The organism is Salipaludibacillus neizhouensis (assembly GCF_002886185.1).
GTDB classification, from domain to species: Bacteria; Bacillota; Bacilli; order Bacillales; family Salisediminibacteriaceae; genus Salipaludibacillus; species Salipaludibacillus neizhouensis.
Map to the genome: position 1 here is coordinate 141,835 of NZ_KZ614148.1, position 17,963 is coordinate 159,797.

The 17,963-nt window shown below is 34.9% G+C and carries 14 protein-coding genes; 6 read left to right on the plus strand and 8 right to left on the minus strand.

All coding sequences use genetic code 11. From position 1 onward, the window contains the following. Positions 1 to 183 precede the first annotated feature (183 nt). On the minus strand, positions 184 to 1,401 hold the full coding sequence (locus CEF18_RS23665; RefSeq protein ID WP_110938976.1) for a sensor histidine kinase: 1,218 nt from the start codon (positions 1,399 to 1,401) through the stop codon (positions 184 to 186). A gap of 319 nt (positions 1,402 to 1,720) precedes the next feature. Further along, positions 1,721 to 3,139, minus strand: coding sequence for an MDR family MFS transporter (locus tag CEF18_RS23670; protein WP_110939240.1), 1,419 nt, complete (start codon positions 3,137 to 3,139; stop codon positions 1,721 to 1,723). A 283-nt stretch (positions 3,140 to 3,422) separates the two neighbouring features. Between CEF18_RS23670 and CEF18_RS23675 the strand changes: the two genes are divergently transcribed. Beyond that, the gene (locus CEF18_RS23675) at positions 3,423 to 3,989 is read left to right on the plus strand and encodes a TetR/AcrR family transcriptional regulator (RefSeq protein ID WP_223292465.1); all 567 of its coding nucleotides are present in this window, start codon (positions 3,423 to 3,425) and stop codon (positions 3,987 to 3,989) included. A gap of 2,347 nt (positions 3,990 to 6,336) precedes the next feature. Here the strand turns inward: CEF18_RS23675 and CEF18_RS23680 are convergent. Beyond that, positions 6,337 to 6,438, minus strand: a complete 102-nt coding sequence (locus CEF18_RS23680) for a YjcZ family sporulation protein (RefSeq protein ID WP_110937740.1) — start codon at positions 6,436 to 6,438, stop codon at positions 6,337 to 6,339. A 227-nt stretch (positions 6,439 to 6,665) separates the two neighbouring features. Between CEF18_RS23680 and CEF18_RS26205 the strand changes: the two genes are divergently transcribed. From CEF18_RS26205 to CEF18_RS23700, 5 genes are all read left to right on the plus strand, one after another. Beyond that, positions 6,666 to 6,869, plus strand: coding sequence for a hypothetical protein (locus CEF18_RS26205; RefSeq protein ID WP_190238716.1), 204 nt, complete (start codon positions 6,666 to 6,668; stop codon positions 6,867 to 6,869). Positions 6,870 to 7,166: 297 nt separating this feature from the next. After that, a complete protein-coding gene (locus tag CEF18_RS23690; protein ID WP_110938978.1) occupies positions 7,167 to 7,592 on the plus strand; it encodes a hypothetical protein in 426 nt (141 codons plus the stop codon). 152 nt (positions 7,593 to 7,744) lie between these two features. Continuing rightward, positions 7,745 to 7,996: a DUF3231 family protein gene (locus CEF18_RS26915; RefSeq protein WP_259458010.1), complete on the plus strand. Its 252-nt coding sequence runs from the start codon at positions 7,745 to 7,747 to the stop codon at positions 7,994 to 7,996. 80 nt (positions 7,997 to 8,076) lie between these two features. After that, positions 8,077 to 8,469 (plus strand): DUF3231 family protein, encoded by a 393-nt coding sequence (locus CEF18_RS26920; protein WP_259458009.1) that lies wholly within the window; start codon positions 8,077 to 8,079, stop codon positions 8,467 to 8,469. Between the two features lie 575 nt (positions 8,470 to 9,044). After that, positions 9,045 to 9,335, plus strand: coding sequence for a hypothetical protein (locus CEF18_RS23700; RefSeq protein WP_110938979.1), 291 nt, complete (start codon positions 9,045 to 9,047; stop codon positions 9,333 to 9,335). Positions 9,336 to 9,478: 143 nt separating this feature from the next. Here the strand turns inward: CEF18_RS23700 and CEF18_RS23705 are convergent, their stop codons facing one another. The 5 genes from CEF18_RS23705 to CEF18_RS23725 all read right to left on the minus strand — a co-directional run bounded on the left by CEF18_RS23705 (position 9,479) and on the right by CEF18_RS23725 (position 17,399). After that, positions 9,479 to 11,083 carry a glycoside hydrolase family 32 protein gene (locus tag CEF18_RS23705; protein WP_407690441.1) on the minus strand — a complete coding sequence of 535 codons (1,605 nt, stop codon included), beginning with the start codon at positions 11,081 to 11,083 and terminating at the stop codon, positions 9,479 to 9,481. A 151-nt stretch (positions 11,084 to 11,234) separates the two neighbouring features. Next, entirely contained in the window at positions 11,235 to 12,710 is a 1,476-nt protein-coding gene (locus tag CEF18_RS23710) for a glycoside hydrolase family 68 protein (RefSeq protein ID WP_110938980.1), read from the minus strand. Positions 12,711 to 13,041: 331 nt separating this feature from the next. After that, complete coding sequence (locus CEF18_RS23715; protein ID WP_110938981.1) at positions 13,042 to 14,322, minus strand: ABC transporter substrate-binding protein; 1,281 nt, start codon at positions 14,320 to 14,322, stop codon at positions 13,042 to 13,044. Between the two features lie 38 nt (positions 14,323 to 14,360). After that, complete coding sequence (locus CEF18_RS23720; RefSeq protein ID WP_110938982.1) at positions 14,361 to 15,539, minus strand: response regulator; 1,179 nt, start codon at positions 15,537 to 15,539, stop codon at positions 14,361 to 14,363. 81 nt (positions 15,540 to 15,620) lie between these two features. Next, a complete protein-coding gene (locus CEF18_RS23725; RefSeq protein ID WP_110938983.1) occupies positions 15,621 to 17,399 on the minus strand; it encodes a sensor histidine kinase in 1,779 nt (592 codons plus the stop codon). Positions 17,400 to 17,963 lie beyond the last annotated feature (564 nt).

A 17,963-nucleotide genomic window follows, 5' to 3' on the forward strand; every position in this document is an offset into this window, starting at 1 on the left:
TCATACCTTTCTCACTATTTTCACCTGCTAATCCACCTTAGCTAACCATAATCTCTAGATATATTTTCTTTCACTCTCTAATAAAGTAAGTTCGTTTGTACTATTAGATTAGGTAAAGAAATTTAAATAAATCATACAAAAGCCCATGAACCTTAAGCACGTTTGGGCAAATCAAAACTTTTATTATTTTTCATCTTTTTTCTTTGATCCAGTAAGAGGAATTTTTACAAATACTCTTGTTCCTTTTCCTTTTTCACTTTTAATATCAATTTCACCATTTAATATTCGAACTCGTTCATTCAGACCTATCAAACCGTAATGTCCAACCTGCTTACCTATTTTGCTTGTATTGAGGCCCACACCGTTGTCTTCGATCTTAATAATTATTGACTCCGCTTTTTTACAACAAATTGAAATGCTCACATTAGTTGCCTGTGCATGTTTAGCTATATTCATTAGACACTCACCTATAACGTATATGCAATGTTGTTTAATGAGACTTGATAATGGTGGCAATGACTCAAAAGATCTATTCACCTCAATAGATATTGCTTCAGTAAATTTTAAAATTTCCTTTTCTACATCATGAACAAAGTTCAATTCAGTAACAGAATCGGATCTTAAATTATCTATTGCTTCCCTTGCATCCTGAAGCGTTTCTCTTGCTTGACTCATAGATTCTTGGACAATTTCTTTTGCCCGATCAGTATTTTCGTTTTGAAGATGGATATCAATAGCTTCTAATCTCATAATAAGTCCAGCAAGGCCCTGTGCTAATGTATCATGCAAATCTCTGGCGATACGCTTTCTCTCACTTACAATTGTTAGATCCTCAATTTTTTGATTTGCCATTTGTAATTCATATAAATAATATTGCATCCGGCGCCAAGCATTTGCTTGTCGCACATAAAGAATTGAATAAAACACAGCGATAGCCATAATAAAAAATAAAATCGGAATAAAAAATGGCAGCTCTTGAATTCCATAATTTACACTAATTGCGTAAGAATAAGGTAAATATAACAGCACCACAGCAAAAATTACTTTGAGAGAGTGATTGAATATATGGATACTTTGAGCAATTAATATTGGTAATAAACCAAGTAACACTGCAGGAGCCCCGTGTGGCATAATGAATGCTGAAACAAATATGATAGTACATTGTAGGAAAAAGTAAAACCAAGCATAATTGTTTTTAAAGCTACCTGAAAAGCTATGTAGCGTTAAATGGAGGATCATTAACATTGTGAAAAACACAGTTTGAACGTAAATGACTTCTTCTAAAAATTGCAAAAAGATAGCAGCAATAAATACTAAAACAACCCAAAATAAAATACGATATCTATAAATTGGAAGGTTGTCAAAAATATTATCTTCTATAAGAGCATTTTCATCTAACAATTTACCCACTCCAAATTCTCGAATTTTTAACTAGAAACACACTAATTAATCATTATATATGAATATTTTATTTCCTTGTCAATAATTAGTTGATCAAAAACAAAAGGCATTCGATTGTGAATGCCTCTCAGTCTGTAGACAAACTCTTTGAATACGAGTTTGTCTACGTGTGACCTGTGTAAATATATTTTTTACACAGGTTTCAATAGTTCTTATCATTGGTTAAAGTTTCTTTTATAAACTGTTCGTACCGATGAGTAAAAGTTTTATAGAGCTGCAAACTAGATTGTTTTTTACGAATCTGTTATTGATTACCTTTTCAACTTTCCATTTGTCTTTTTTGTATTTCGTCTGTATATATATATCCACTTTTGATATAGAATGAAAGAACTAAACTAATGATTCCAATAATGACAATCACTAAATAAGCATCATTGACTCCTTGTATGGAAGCTGCCGTTAACATATTTTGTGGTATCTCACCGTTAGTTTTTCCAACAGACATTTGATCCTGAAGGTTTGCATTTGTACTGATAGTCATGACAGTTACAAGTAGAGAAGTCCCGACCGCTCCAGCTACTTGTCTACTTGTATTCCATATCGCGACGCCATGCGCACTAAGTGCAGATGGGATCTGATTTAAACCAGCTGTTTGTATTGGTGTAATAAGTAAAGCCATTCCGATTCGTCGACCAGTAGACATTAAGAGAAGATAATTATAATTCGTTGAGTCAGACAATACTGTAAATGGAATTGTTGTAACTATGGTAATGATGATTCCAATTATAGTAATCCATTTTGCTCCATACCGGTCATAGAGCTTTCCGGATACAGGACTTAACAAGCCCATCAGAAGTGCGCCAGGGAGCATTAATATACCGGCCTCCATAGCAGAGTAGCCTCGAGCATCCTGAAGATAGAGTGGCAGCAGTATCATATCTGCGTACATAATAATTGTTATTCCTATATTTATTATATTAGTCAAGGTAAACGTACTGTATTTAAAGGTCCGTAGATCAAGAAGCGGACTTTCCAACACTAACTGTCTCCATGTAAACAGACCAAGACTCAGGACTCCTACAACAAGAGGAACAATTACCTCCAAACTTAACCAGCCACTGTTACCTGCTACACTAAAACCGTATAATAAACCTGAAAAACCAATTGTTGATATGATGACACTTTTAGTGTCCACCTTTGCACGCACCGTTTTCGACACGTTCTGCAGATAAATATGACCGCAAACAATGACAATCACAACAAAAGGAATCATCCCATAAAATAATACTTTCCAAGAGGAGATATCTAGAACATAGCCGGCTAGAGTTGGGCCAATTGCTGGTGCAAATAAAATCGCAAACGTCACCATACCCATGATAGTTCCTCTCTTTGCTGGAGGATAGAGTGTTAAAACTACATTATAGAGCAAAGGAATAATAATTCCAGCGCCAGCTGCTTGAATCACTCGCCCAATTAGTAAGATTGGAAAATTGAAGGCTATTGCTGAAACGATTGTGCCGGCAAGAAAAAGTATCATTGAACTTTGAAATAGTTGGCGGGTAGTAAAGCGTTTAATTAAAAAGGCAGTAATTGGAATTAAAACACCATTCACCAGCATATACCCTGTGGTTAGCCACTGAGCAGTTGATGCTTCAATATTAAGATCCTTCATTAATTCCGGAGTAGCAACACTCATGACCGTTTGATTAAGTGCAGTAAGAAAAGTTCCTAAAATCATAATAAACACAATAATGTTCTTTTTTGTAATCAGGTCATCTGTTGATTTATTTTTATTCAAACCAAATTCTCCTTTCTGTATGTAGAACTAATTTACAATGTGTAGTATAATCAACATCATATTAAATAGCCTACATTACAATAAACGGTCTATACAACCTACACATAGCTCTAAAGTGTAAATTAGTTTACATAACAAGGAACTTATGTCGTTTACCAATAAAATATTAGACAGATAATTAATAATTGTAGCTTTCAATCGGATAATGAAAGGGGTATTTAAGGTGAACAGACAAAACTCTATAACTGATCCACGTAAAATTCGTACTCGTAAACTACTGAGAGATGCTTTTATTGAATTACTTCAAGAAATGGATATAGAGAAAATTACTGTAAATCGGTTGGCAGAAAGAGCAACCATTAATCGTGTTACTTTTTATTTACACTATAGTGACATTCCTGACATGCAGGAAAAGATGGCAGACGATATGATTGATGACATTAAACATGTGTTTGATAATCCATTAAAAAATGGAAAAAAGTTAGAAAAATTACTTGTACACATATCTGAAGACGCAGATTTTTATAAAATTACTCTTGCATCAAAAGTAGTTCCAATCTTTCGAGAGCGGTTAAATACGTTATTAAGCGACAAAATTGTCTTAATGCTAGAGGGAAAAATGGGGGAATCCTCTATTGTAAAAGCAGGCATTCCAAAAGATATCATAGTATGGTACAATTCATCAGCTTTAATAGGTGTGATTATTTCGTGGCTTCAAAATGACATACCATATACACCATCTTTTTTAGCTAAACATTTCATTTTTCTTCATAACAGCTTTTTAAAATAGAAGTTTTTTCTGTTAAAGCTTTTCTTGAAAACAATTTATAAACATAGCTGCCCCTAAATTTAAAATGGCTTAATTATACTTCTATTTTTCTTAATGTAATAAATGTTTGCAAATTGCACTTCATTCTTCAGCAGATCATATAGGTCTCGCCAGATAGAATCAGTAACAATCCTTATTACAAAATAAGGCGCTTTCTGTCAAGAGTTAAAAGAAATTTAAAAATCTACTAGAAATAATGTATTGGTTTATTGAACATATAATAGATAATGAATTCAAAACATAAGATAGCCAGAGAAATCGATCAAATGGTGGTATTATTTATAAATAATTAACTGTAAGTTGTCATTTCAACCCAAATAGACCTGTGTCATGTACTGTAGCAGTAGATATTTAATTATTTTGAGCTAGGTGATTATGTAATTAATAGAACGTAATCAATAGTGTTGCGATTAGAGTTGTATTCATTGGGGGCAGTGCAACTAAACATAGTGGGAGAGCGTTTGTCTGGCAGACAAGAGGTCAGGGGTTCGAGCCCCCTTGGCTCCACCATACATAGGTTATCAACGACGCTATTCTTCGTCTTTACGAGGAATGGTGTCGTTTTTTTGGGTTGAACAATTCTAAGAGATGTAATATTTTTAGGAGTTTAATCTTTCATAAAACATATTGAAAACAAGAGTATTTTTATTGTTATTAAATGTTTTTGAAAGAAGTATAAACGTGCAAAGGAAAAATGTGTTTATCGATCTGATGAATATTGCATACTTTTGAGCCATCATTTGCGAAACAGAGAGCCACTAATAGAACTATTCTTTTATGGAATAGAGCAAGAGCCATAGCGAAAATGCTTTCTGTTGACTGCAAGTTAAATCAATGGTGGTGGCGGACTACCGAAATTGCACTGACTTAGGCAAAGTAGAGTAGCCCTTTTACTGTGTGGCAAATTGTTTGTCAAAGTTTCTTATTTTGTATTTTACGATAGTTAACTGCAGCCAATGATGACAGACTGTTTACCACTTCATACCTTCTGGATAGTCAAAGAAATAAAAGCATAGTTTTTGTATCAAAAATATTATAGTTATTATACAGATTTGATTGACTTTCAATAGATCAGTCCTCCACAAACGGGCCAGTTTGTTGTGCGAAATGTTTCTAGTTTAAATGGATGATGGTCACATCACTCCGGTAAAGGCTAGGCAATTCCTTATGGAATTGAAGGATTATATCGAAGAATCAAATGATGGGGTAACGCCCGGAAGGGTTCTCTCTAAGTCGATTAGCACTTGAATGAGTAAGACTGATAGTGTTATAAGCTCGGTGAAAAGGCATAAGAATTTACCGTAACAGTTCCGGCTGACGAAAACCTACTCGCGGGAGTGGTGTAAATCATGATGCTTGAGTTGAATGAATACGGTGAGAATGCAAAGAAACCTATAAGAAAAGGTTAAGCTGACGAACTTCTGAATATACGGGTCTAGACTGGCAATACACAGAAATGTGTATATCACTAAGGGTGAAGTTAGCAGTGGATGAGTAAGACTAGCAATTATGAAAATCCATGATATGTTACAGGCATATAAACGCTAACAGGCTTACAGGAAGCACCTAAGTTCATTCCATAATAGATATAATTCAACGTTGTAAGCTGATAACGTGGAGGGCTTACTTCTTAAGAAGCGTTGAAAGGGAAAATAATAGTGAAAATAGCTATTATGATAACTTATCTTTATATCAGTGAAAGTGGTGGCATAGTACCAATGAAATGTCTAATCCACATGGAGGGATAGCCACTAGACTAATGAAGGTTTATTTAATCATGTAAGACAGTTCTTTATCGATTAATAAGGTTCTTGTAAGACTAATAGAGGTTAACCACCCAAGGGTGGCACCGACTTATTAAAACGGAAGACGCTGAGATACAAGTTGTTTCAAATGTATCTATGAATAAATGAAATGGATTAGTTGGAACGCCGTATGAGGTGAAAGTCTCACGTACGTTGTGAACAGGGGGAAAAGGGAGCGATAACTTCAAACCCTTACCTATCTGTATGAAGAGTATTTCCTAAGATTTTGAAAATTAATTGGGAAATTTATGTTAAAGTGATATAGAAAATATATGATTTTGTGAAATTTTTCACTTAAACTATTGGGGAGAATCCTTCCACAAAGGATTCCGTTCTTCTTATTGAACATACAAACCCCAGTGGAACAAGAATGATGAAAAACCAGCTCACTTTTTAGGTGGATTTGACCGATAAACCGTAGTTATAAAAAATTGAATCATGCAAATCAGAAATGGGGATATAAAAAGCGAGCGCTTATTTAGAATCGCTCGCATCAAAAAATTTTAGTAATGTTTAACGAAAGCTGTACCGACAATAATTAACAAAATGAATAAGACTACAATTAACGCAAAACTAGAGTCTTTTTTACATCCATAATCACCCATTAGTAAACCCCCCCTTTCATAAGGGATAGTACATCTTATGTAATAAGGTAAAAACGATGTAGTTTGATTGCGGATAGATAGAAAAAACAGTCGAATTAATCATGGACAAATAAGGAAGACATTGGCTTGTTTTTATGAAAAAGTGATTTCATGTAATAAAAAAACAAAGCGCTACATGCGATAGCGCTTTGAAGGAAATTAGTATCCTTGGTAATAAGGTGGTCTGTATGGTGGGTAGTATGGTGGGTAGTACGGCGGGTAATATGGTGGATATGGTGCGTAATATGGTGGTAATAACCACCACCAGGGAAATCTTGGTCTATGAAAAGGTGCATGTTGCGTTTGATATTGTCGTTCTAGGCTATCTAAATTTTGATAAACTTCATCATTTTGATTATGGATCTCGTTTGTATAATTATCGTTATACATAAGATTCCTCCCAATTAGTTAGTCAATTAAATAATATGCATTTTTTATTACTTTGGGTATGTCTCTTATGTAAATGGGCTTATAAAAATTCCATTTCATTCAACCATTTTTGAGAATAAGCATTCCGACCATAAAGTTCAATAAAATATCATTTTAAACAATTCGGCTTTATCGAACAGATGAAGGAGTTGGATTAGTTGTTTGTGAAAGATTGATCTTAAATTAACGAGCAGGATAGTTTAAAAAAAATGGAACTATTTAAGTAAGAATAACGTTTAATTTTATGGAGGTGTATGTATATGAAAAAAACAATGAGCGTTATTTTTCTTTTTACAATTATGTTGTTAGCTGCTTGTTCTGGACAAGAAGAAGGGGTTTTAACAAGAGTGGATGTTCAAAAGGTTGATAAAGAAGGGGATTACGAAGAAGTTGTAATGATAACAGATAATGAATCAATTGAGTTGTTAAAGAAAGCATTCGAAGATATTAAATGGTCTCCCTATACAGTGATTAACATGGCTAGAAAAGCAAATGTAAAAGCAACTTTATTTCTCGAATTTGACGAAAATATGCCTGAAAGATTGTATGAATACGAAATTTGGTTTAATGAAAGTGCAGGTGCAGGTGCAGGTGCAGCAGAAATTGTCAGTAATAATGAGAAAGAAGGCTATGGAGAATTAGACAAAGAAAATACAAATATTCTTAGAAAAAATTTATTAAATTAACGGAGTTGCAATAGTTGAACAAGTTTTGATTCGCTGTTATGTCACTAACGGGAATAGTTTCGTAAAAATTAACTCAATAATCTTAGCGGATCTAATAATTTTAAGGTGTTCGGAATTACTAATTCTATATCATTTTAGGAGGGTCAGTATCATTGGAAACAAACACATTTTCTGAAACTGAAAAGGAAGTATTGGGTCAAATTAAAGAGCATCAACAAAACAAAATGTTAAATGCCTCGGAGTTAGGAGATTTATTTTCCAATTACCTGGGGGATTCTTTGTTTAGTTGTGTTTTCGAACATCATCTCCAAGTTGTTGAAGATGATGAGATTAAAGATTTTTTGAAATTCGCATTAGATAATTCACAAAAGAAATTTAAGGATAATAAAAGAAATTTATTCTAAAGAAAACATACCGATGCCCGTAGGATTTGGAGAACAGGATAATTCGAAAGGAAGCGCCACGTCTATTTAGTGATATATTTATGTTATTTTACATTACACAAATGTCTAGAGCTGCTTTATTAATCTACGGAGATGCTCTTTCAACTTCGTCCAGACAAGATGTTGTTGATTATTTTAAAATGGCTTTGAACAATACCATGACGACCTATGAAAAAGGACTACATTTATTAAGTTCTAAAGGGGTACCAATTTCAGCTCCTACTATTCCGTATCCTCAGAAAGTTGATTTCGTAGAAAAAGAATCATTTATTTCCGTCATAGGTGGTAAGTTTAGACCGTTAACTGCAATAGAAATTAAACACTTACAAGTTAATATCAATACAAATGCATTAGGAAAGTCAATGATGTTAGGATTTAGCCAAGGCATCGCTGGTATAAAACTTTGCAGATGTGGAACATTCTTATGGCTGTAATCAATAGTGGCTCTCGTTCCGCATTTACTGGCTCAATTTATCCGCAATACTCATTTTTAGGTTATTAAAACATAATTTTGTTGAAGATAGTATAATATTAGTAAGTTTACTAGAGTATGGATTTTGGGGCAGTGTAACTAACCATGACGGGAGAGCGCCACGCTGGCAGCGTGGAGGTCAGGGGTTCGAGCCCCCTTGGCTCCACCATACATATGTTATCAACGACTTTATTTCTCGTCTTAACGAGGAGTATAGTCGTTTTTTTGCGTTGAAAATTTGCAGTAATGAAGGAATTTTTTCAATTCCAGTTCCATGTAATTTATTTAAGAGCAAAGGAGGAGGCAACAGACAATCTTAAAGAGTCACAAGGAAAATTATTAAGATTGGAATGGTATTCGATTCAGGAGATCACGATACTTTTGGTGGAGAATACAGTATAGATTATATATTGCCAAATGTTAGTGTAATGGATAGTTTCGGACAATAAGTTTTTTCTCTTGTACATAAAGATAAAAATGACACTTTATTTCTCATAAACGTATAGTAATGACTAATTAATGGTTAGGAGTGTTTCTATGCTAACAAAAAAGACTTCTTTATTTCTTAATGGAATTAGATCGAAGATTAGCTTGCATAGCTTATTTAACATCAGTAGCAATATTCAAGAAATGTATGATTTTTTGAATGTTGCAAGAGTTGAAGATGTAAAGTTGATTCTGTTAGACAAGACGTACAATGAAAAGTTATTTTTAAGAAGGACAACAAGTGGTCGAGGCGAGCAGGTCGTCCTTCTAGTTATCCAGAGAATTTTTACCAAGCTACTTGCCGATGTAGCTTTTGAAGAAAAACAGTTATTTCCTTATTGAAACGAGTAGGATTAAAAAAGTGCTTGCCCCTCGCAACAAAGCGATAGGACAAGCACTTTTTTTATGTTGTAAAACTATATTGTGTTTATTTAGCAGACTCGACAAGTGATAGGCACAATACATTGACCGTAAAACACCTTGGTTCAATCAATTGAACCAAGGTGTTTTATTTTAATATTGTTAAAGTTAGCTTTGCCACCCTCGGAGAATATGGTGATTCCTTTGTCATCTGATTCCGGGAAAATTAAACTTGAATGAGCGATCTTTCCATCACCCACAAAGACTTCAATACTTGTTTTATCAACGAGGATCTTTAAGTGAACATGTTCCTTGCTAGCATCAAATGGTGCCATACTTTCAACATTTTGGTTACTTTTGTCTGGGTGTTCTGTAAAATCACGATTGACGTAAGAGTATTCTTCTTCTACAAAAATCCCTACGTCAACGTGGCGCGTTTGATCTGCTGACTCTCGAAGGCGTAAGCCTACATTATTAATCTCTGACCAAGAGATATCCGTTTCTAATTGATATACATCACCTGTGACATCAAGTGTTTCAGTACCGTTTACCTCGATATGTTTATAAGAATCTGTTGTTTGTGTTAATTCATTCAATACTTCGACCGGTTGTGAAACTAAATGATACAAATTGTCATCTTCATGCACTAGTTCAATCTGCCGAACGATGGAATCCATTCCGTTAAAACCTTCTTGGAGTGTCGGGGTATTATTGGCATATTCCCAATTATTCATCCACGCGATTGCATAACGTTTGTTGTATTTATCGCTTTCTGTTCCATCTTCAAACGTTACTCCGCCATACCAATCGAAGCCATAATCTAACCATTGTGGTTCATTGTGATCTGATATGAATTCCATTCCATCAAAGTTTCCAGTCCAATAGGCGTAAGTGTTCGGTTTACCAACCGATTTTCCATTTGCACTGACACCTAAGACCCATTTTAATGTTCCGTCATCGGCACGCATCACATAAAGATCTGGACATTCCACAAGTCCGATATTTTCCGTCAAGAAACTACTCGTATAATGCCAATCTTTCAAGTTGTGAGACTCATAAAAACCTATTTTCATTCCTTCTGCCATGACCATTATCCATTTATGATTATTATCATCCCAGACGATTTTCGGGTCTCTAAAATCATCTATACCTGGATTTGGCATTATAGGATCGTCACTGTAGGAGGTAAACGTTTTTCCCTTGTCAGTGCTGTACCATAGAAATTGTTCCTGTTTGCCGCCATCTTTAGAGGGCTGTGTCACAATCGCCACAAAAGCGTCTTTTCCAAAACCAGCTGTATTTTCCTCGTCCACAACGACAGATCCCGACCATGGGTCCCCATTATCATTTGTATATTTTGGAATGGCTACCCCTTCATCACTCCAATGCAACAAATCCTCTGATGTTGCAAGTCGCCATTCTGTACCATTTCCATTAGGGTAATCACCATTATAAAGATAATAGTAATAATACTTTCCGTCTATATAAATCGGCCTCTGAGGATCGTTTTTCCATTTGTCGGGCGTAGTAAAATGGTAGTTAGCTCGATATGATTGCTCTTCAATCTCCATTGTTGCCTCTTGAGACTCATTTATATGATGATCTGCTATTGGTTCACTTGGCTTAGAGACGAGATGTTCTAATAAACCGGCAATAATAATTATAATTAAACCGAGTATTAATAAACCAAATAACTTATATCCGTTCTTTTTAAAAAATATTTTATCCAAGTAACTCACCACGTTTTTGATTATTCCTATTTTTTATATTTATTCTAATGATATTGTCAAACTTTCTTTATGACAAAAAAAAAAATGCCAATTCATCACTGACATTTTCTTCTTTTTATATCACCCGGTAAAATAATAGATAAATATTAGATTATTCGGTAATTGTTATTTGACCTTGTTCAAGAATACCATTTTCAACAACAGATGTTTTTGCCCCTTTAATTTTAAGTGTAAAGCTTGGAGCAAAAGTAGATTTATGGTCTTCAAAATAACCTCTATTTGTCATGTAACTTGTTATAACTACATTATCACTTTCCAGTTGAGGGATAGCATAGTGAGCATATGTCCAAGTAATATCAAATGGATCAAGATCTTGGTGTAATACAATTCCGGTTTTATTTAAAGGTTTGTATGATCCAGTTAAAGAGTTTGACACGTAACCTAACATGTAAATGTCTTCATCATCAATTCCATCAATGGTCATTTTTGATCCTCTTACACTTGTAAATAAATACCACTTTCCATTCTGTTTAAAGATGTTCGGACGTTCAATTTCATCGGACACAGTATTCGATACAATCAACGGTTTCATTACGTTTTTCAATGTATAATCATCATTTATTTCAATGATACCTAGTGCACCGTTTGCTAAAGTAGCTAATTCTTTTATTGGGCTTTGCAGAAGTTTATTCTTTTCATCTTGGAAGAATTTATTGCTATTGTCATAGTAAGCTCTGTTAAATAGCGATTCCTCTCCTTGGTAACCATAATCTGTTCCAGTATTCGCTTCAAAAACAAGGTATTTACGGTTATCTTCTTCAATGTAGTGAGGATCTCTAAATGTATGGTTCTCATTAAAGTTTATATTACCGCTGCCGAAAGCTTGATCAACGTTTTGATAGACTGAACCGTCTTCGCCTTCAAAGATAGACTTATGATCTTCTACACCATCTACTTTAAGTGTCCCAGATTTTGGTTCGGATACGTTGACTTGCGCCGTAGTTAACGTTTGTTTCCCATAAAGTTCGGCATCCGTATTAAAGTCTGTACGGTTTGTATAGAATAAGCGAACTTCTCCATCAGAAGTAAAGGTTGCAGAACCGGACCACTCTTCTGCTTGATCTTTCAAATATGGGTCGTCTGATTTGTATTTATCACTATCATCAAATACACGTCCAGCGTTTTTCCATGCGTCTATCGAAGTTTCATCTGTTTTTTTATAGAACATGTAAATGAATGTGTCATTAGCGTCTTTAGGGTCTCCTGCTAAACCGAATAGGATATGGTAGCCATTATATTCTGCCACTGTTCCATCAGAGTTCTGAAGCGGCCATGTATCCCACACATCCATATCGATTACATTGCCATTCTCATCCGTTTTTGTGGCTGAAAGGATATTCTTAATTGTGGATGCATCGAACTGTGGCACGGTAAATTTTGCATCGCCATGTTGAGAAATCATATCGTACATGTCTGAGCGAGTGATTTGTGACGTGCCATAAGTTTCATTGTGATCTAATGAGTCTTTTTGTCCCGCAAAAGCTGGTGACCCACTCCCTCCTATTAATATAGCTGTACTAAGTGTTACTACTACTGTCGCTTGTTTGACAAGCATGCTAACGTTCATAGTCTCTACCCCCTGTAATGTGTTTTGATGAAATTGCGTGATACGGTTACTATTCGGGTGTTTCTAGGAAACTAGTAACTGTTCCAGCGTGTTTCATCTACAATAAAAATTATAGGTTAGTTTTGAAACTATGGATATGGCATATATTGATTGAAATTTAGTCTTATATTGATACCGATTCACCCATAACCTTTGGGACAACCTCATAATTATTTAGCCAACAAAAAGCTGGATCATGCTAGGCTTGGTGTTGTGGTTTTCTCACATGTAAACAAGTAAGAATGGGGAGAAGATTGCTATGACAGAGTGGGGAAACTTTAATTACTAGGATTTATTTACCGGAAGCCTTCTCCCAAGACTTCTGAAATTCTTCTAGTAATTGGTCACGATTAAGTTGTTTTCTTACGTATAATTGGATGGCAAGTCCGAACTCATTTCGTACTCCAACAGGAAAATTAAACCAATTAGAGTTCAATGTTTTCCCTTCTTTGTAGTACCGGATCGTTTCATCCGCGAGCGGTCCTAAATTGTCATCCCCTATGTGATCGAAAGCCGGAATAAATTTGAACTGTTCCGTCATAAACGTTTTGCCTTGCTCTGAAGAAACCATCCAGTTTAAAAATTTCTTCGCTTCTTTCTTTTTCTCTGGTGATGTTTGTTTATTTACTACCCAATAATTAGGTACGCTAACTATCAAGGCATCATCGATAGGTTGGTTATTAATGGGTACTGGCATAAACCCAATATTCATATTGGGTGATAATTTATCAATCATTGGCTGAATCCAATTTCCTTGTTGAATCATTGCTGCAGTTCCCTCAGCAAACAAAGTTACTTCCATATTATAATCCGTTGTTAGCGGATTATCGTTCCCATATTTTAATGTTACATCCAACAACTTGATTATATCTTTGAACTTTTGATTACTATCAATTTTTTCAGTTCCGTCATTTAGGCCTTTTATAAAAGCAGATGGATCCTCTTGTTGTGCAAAAGCCACATTCAGTAAATGGACCCCCAATTTCCACTCTTCATAATATCCGGTTGCAAAAGGAGTAATGCCCTCTTTTTGCAATTTTTCTGCCACTTCTATTAATTCAGCCACTGTTTTTGGTAACGTATCAATGCCTGCCTTATTAAATAAATCCTTATTATAGATGAGTCCGTATCCTTCCAGGTTAACCGGCATTCCGTATATTTTTCCGTCGAATTTCATTGGTAATAACGTATCTTCATATGCATTTTCAACCCATGGTTGGTCTGTTAGATCCTCCAAATAATTACTCCAAAGTTTAGCTTTTTCGTATCCACTGTTTGTGAAAATATCAGGACCATTACCAGCAGCAATCTGTGCTTTTAGATCGGAAAGGTCATCATTTGCGCCACCTACGGTGTGAATTCGAATATCGACATTTGGATTTTCTATTTCATAAGCAATTACCATTTGTTCGAACTGAGTGGAAATCTCAACTTTCGGATTCCGCACGTTCAACGTGATTTTTTGTTGCTTAATTTCCGGTTCTATTGTTGTCGTCTCAGTATTTGTCTCACATGCCGAAAGAGTTAGACTCATTGCCTTGACAAAAACTATGAATAATATCACTTTTTTCATTGCTTCACCCCAGTAATTTTCGTGTGATCTAAAGTGTATTATTGACTGCTGATTTTTAGATTTTTAACGTCATTTCGGTACACAAAAGGTGTCATGCCGACGATTTTTTTGAATAGTTTTGAGAAATACTTTTCATCTTGATAACCGAGCAATAAGGAAATGGAGTATATACTTTCGTCCGTTTCACATAACCAAAATTTAGCTTGGGTAATTCTTAGTTTCATGATGTATTTGGATAAGGGCATACCTGTTTCTTGCTTAAACTTTCTTGAGATATGTTCACGACTCAAAAAGAACCGGTTTGACAGTTTTTCTAAACTCAATTCTTCCAGGTAATACATTTCTACATAGGAAACCATATCCTGCATACGACGGGCATCGTCTAAATCGTTCAAACGGTGTAAGGACCTAAAGTTTTGATTTTCGACTGCTTTTTGCAAAGATTGAAAAGATTTCGGGATATCTTCCAATGATTTCAATGGAGGACCACTAACTAGACGAATAGGGATGTCAAATTGATAATTAATCCATTCCTCAACCGGTAACCATTCGCCCTGCACGGTAATGACCAAACAAAGACTATGATCGTTTTGGAGTGCAAAAGCAAAACCTAAATGCCGTTTAGCAAGCTCATCAGCTAGTAATTGTATATAAGGAGCAGAATGTTGCATGTTGTAAAAGGAAATTAGTGTAAGATCGTATTCCTCGGCTGGAGGAAGATAGACAGAAATTTCGTTCTTATCGAAAGGTCCTCCCGCACAAGCTTCCGTAATTACCTGATTCGTACGAAACCTTTTAACATCTTCATAAACGCCTGTCTCTTTGTAGTATCGATTCTCTTCTTCATTTTTCCAAGATTGAACAGCTTCTTCCAGAGTTTTATTAAATGCAACAGGTTCAATTGGTTTCAACAAATAATCAAAGCTACTGCACTGAATTGCTTTACGCATAAACGAATAGTCATCATACCCAGTAATTAAAACTACTTTCCCAGGATAGGAAATGGTATCCAGCCAATCGATTATTTCAATCCCACTCATTCCAGGCATTTTTACGTCTGTAAAGATGATCTCCGGATTTTCCCTCTCTATAATTATTTTTGCATCTTCACCATTCCATGCTTCTAAAATATCTGTAATACCATATTTTTCCCACTCTCCTAGATGGCGAATGACATCACGTACATGGAATTCATCATCTACAATTAAAGTCTTCATAAAGTCTTCATCCTCCTCTTATGATATGTGTAGAATATTTTAGTTAAAAATGTGGTTGGATTGTTATTTAAATGAAACAATCTAATTATTCGCAACCTTTGGATTTAGAGGAATAATGATCCTAACTAAAAAAAATTGTCCCTGAATCGTGTCCAGTTCTAAAGCGGCGCCTGGTCCATAATTTAGCACTAATCTATCATGAATATTTTTCAGACCGATATGCTCGTGTGCATGTGTTTCTTCATAAGAAGTTGTATAGATGTTTTCTCTTAGTGATAGTAGCTCCGAGTGTGTCATGCTAGATCCGTCATTTTCTACAACAAAGTGTAAAAATTCCCCTTGTATATCACCATAAATGTTTAAATGGGCATCATAGAAACCTTCTTCATAGCAGTGTTTAAAGAAATTTTCCACGAGCGGTTGAAGAATCATACTTGGAATCTCCATATTAAGTATCTTTTTGTTTATGTTAATAGAATAGTTTATATTGTTCTGAAAACGCTCCATTTGAAGGGCTAGGTATGTCTTTATATAATCGATTTCATTCCTAACTAACACCCATTGATCCGCTTGAATCGAGTATCTCATCATTTTGGATAAGGACGTTAACAATTGGTAGACTTTTGGAGAATTAGATCTTAAGGCAACAGCACCTATGGATTGTAATGCGTTAAATAAAAAGTGCGGATTAACTTGAGACTTTAGTGCTCTGAATTGATTTTTTCTGTTATCAATTTCTAGCTTATATTCGCGCTCAATATGAAGGTTGATCCGGTTCATCATTTCATTCATGTGTTTTTCCAGATGTCCGATTTCATCTTCTCTGTTGCAATCAAAGGGAATCTCCATATCTCCTCCTTCTATTGTTCGCACTTTCTTGCTGAGGAGTTTAATTGGACGAGTAATACTGAATGCAATAATACCTATCATTAATAATCCTAGAATTCCAACTAAAATTCCAACAAGAATGTTTGTATAAGCAGTCTGCCTGACATCATTGAGTAATACCTTACTAGGGGTTATCTTCACTAATTTCCATTGGTTTAATGGTTCAGATAATAATTTAGAAAAGGTAATGTCTTCCCCAATATCAACGTCTGTCGTATCGATTTGCTGTTTTAAATCACGAGTAGCAGATGTACCAATAAGGGAAGGATCACTTGCGTATATCACCCTATCATCCGAATCAATAAGCAATACAGATTCTTTATCCTGCTGAACAAGGTTGTTACATATGCGTGCAAATGTATCCAGATCGATATCTAAAGTAACTATTCCAAGGAATTCGTTTGAAAGCACGTCTACTATTTTATGGTGAATCGTCAAAACCACTGTGTTGTCCGACTGGGGAACAATTGCAGCATTATTATAATTCTCAATCTGATGGGGTGGCTCAATTATGTACTTTAGATTAGAGTTATACAGTTTATTAATCAAATCTCCCTTCATTAGATCTGGTTGAGATTTACGAGCACTAACCATAGCATTATAAACAGTGATCGATTCTTTATTGTTATCAAGATAAAAGCGAACCTGGCGAATATCGTTTCGCATGAGATAAAAACTTTCCATGCTTTTTTCTATCGCAGTTGGGTTGAAATAAATCGACTCTTCAAAACCATTATTAAAAATCCGGAATAAATCAGGATTTCGATATATCAGGTACGGAAGATTGATCATATCACTAAAGTATTTCTCCAGTTCTTCCGAAAATTTCTCCATTTGATTGTGACTAATTTCGAGTTCGTGCTGTTCTACATCATTTTTTGTATGTCCATAAATGAATAGAATAGATAAAAAATAAGGTAGGATGATAAAAGTTAGAAGCATAAGAAATAAGCGACTTTGAATGCTTTTCACGTGAAGATGCTCCTTTCCTTCAAATAAATACAGATCAACATTTTTTTACTAAAAAGTAATAGAGGAACGGAGAACATTAAATGATCCACCATCTAGTGAAAGGAGATTGAAAAATTTCAATATAATAGTTGTGTTTTTTTTATCGTAATCATTCTATCATGCTTCTATTTAAATTTAATTCTTTTCGAACAAGTGCGTCAATATTGAATAGAGGAGGGAAGGTGAAGGGATATTTGAATGCCCATTATAACGTGGGTTGACAACGTTTACTATGTTAACTAAAACTTCTAAAAATGAATCATAGGTACTAGCGAATAATTGATTGTCACAAAAAAAGTCAAACTAGGTCAATAGTTGTGACAGTCTTTATTAGTATAAATTAACCCCCATAAAGGTTAGCATTAGTCAGTTGAAGTGTCTTTATGCCCCGTTCTTCTAAGGGAGGCGGGTTTTATTAATTGAATCAAAGGAAGGGTTTATCCCTCTTTGCTCTCATTAAACAGAGGGCTTTTTTGTGTTTTGGAGAAACTGGGTGGCCTAGTTACAACTATTGATAAATTAAAC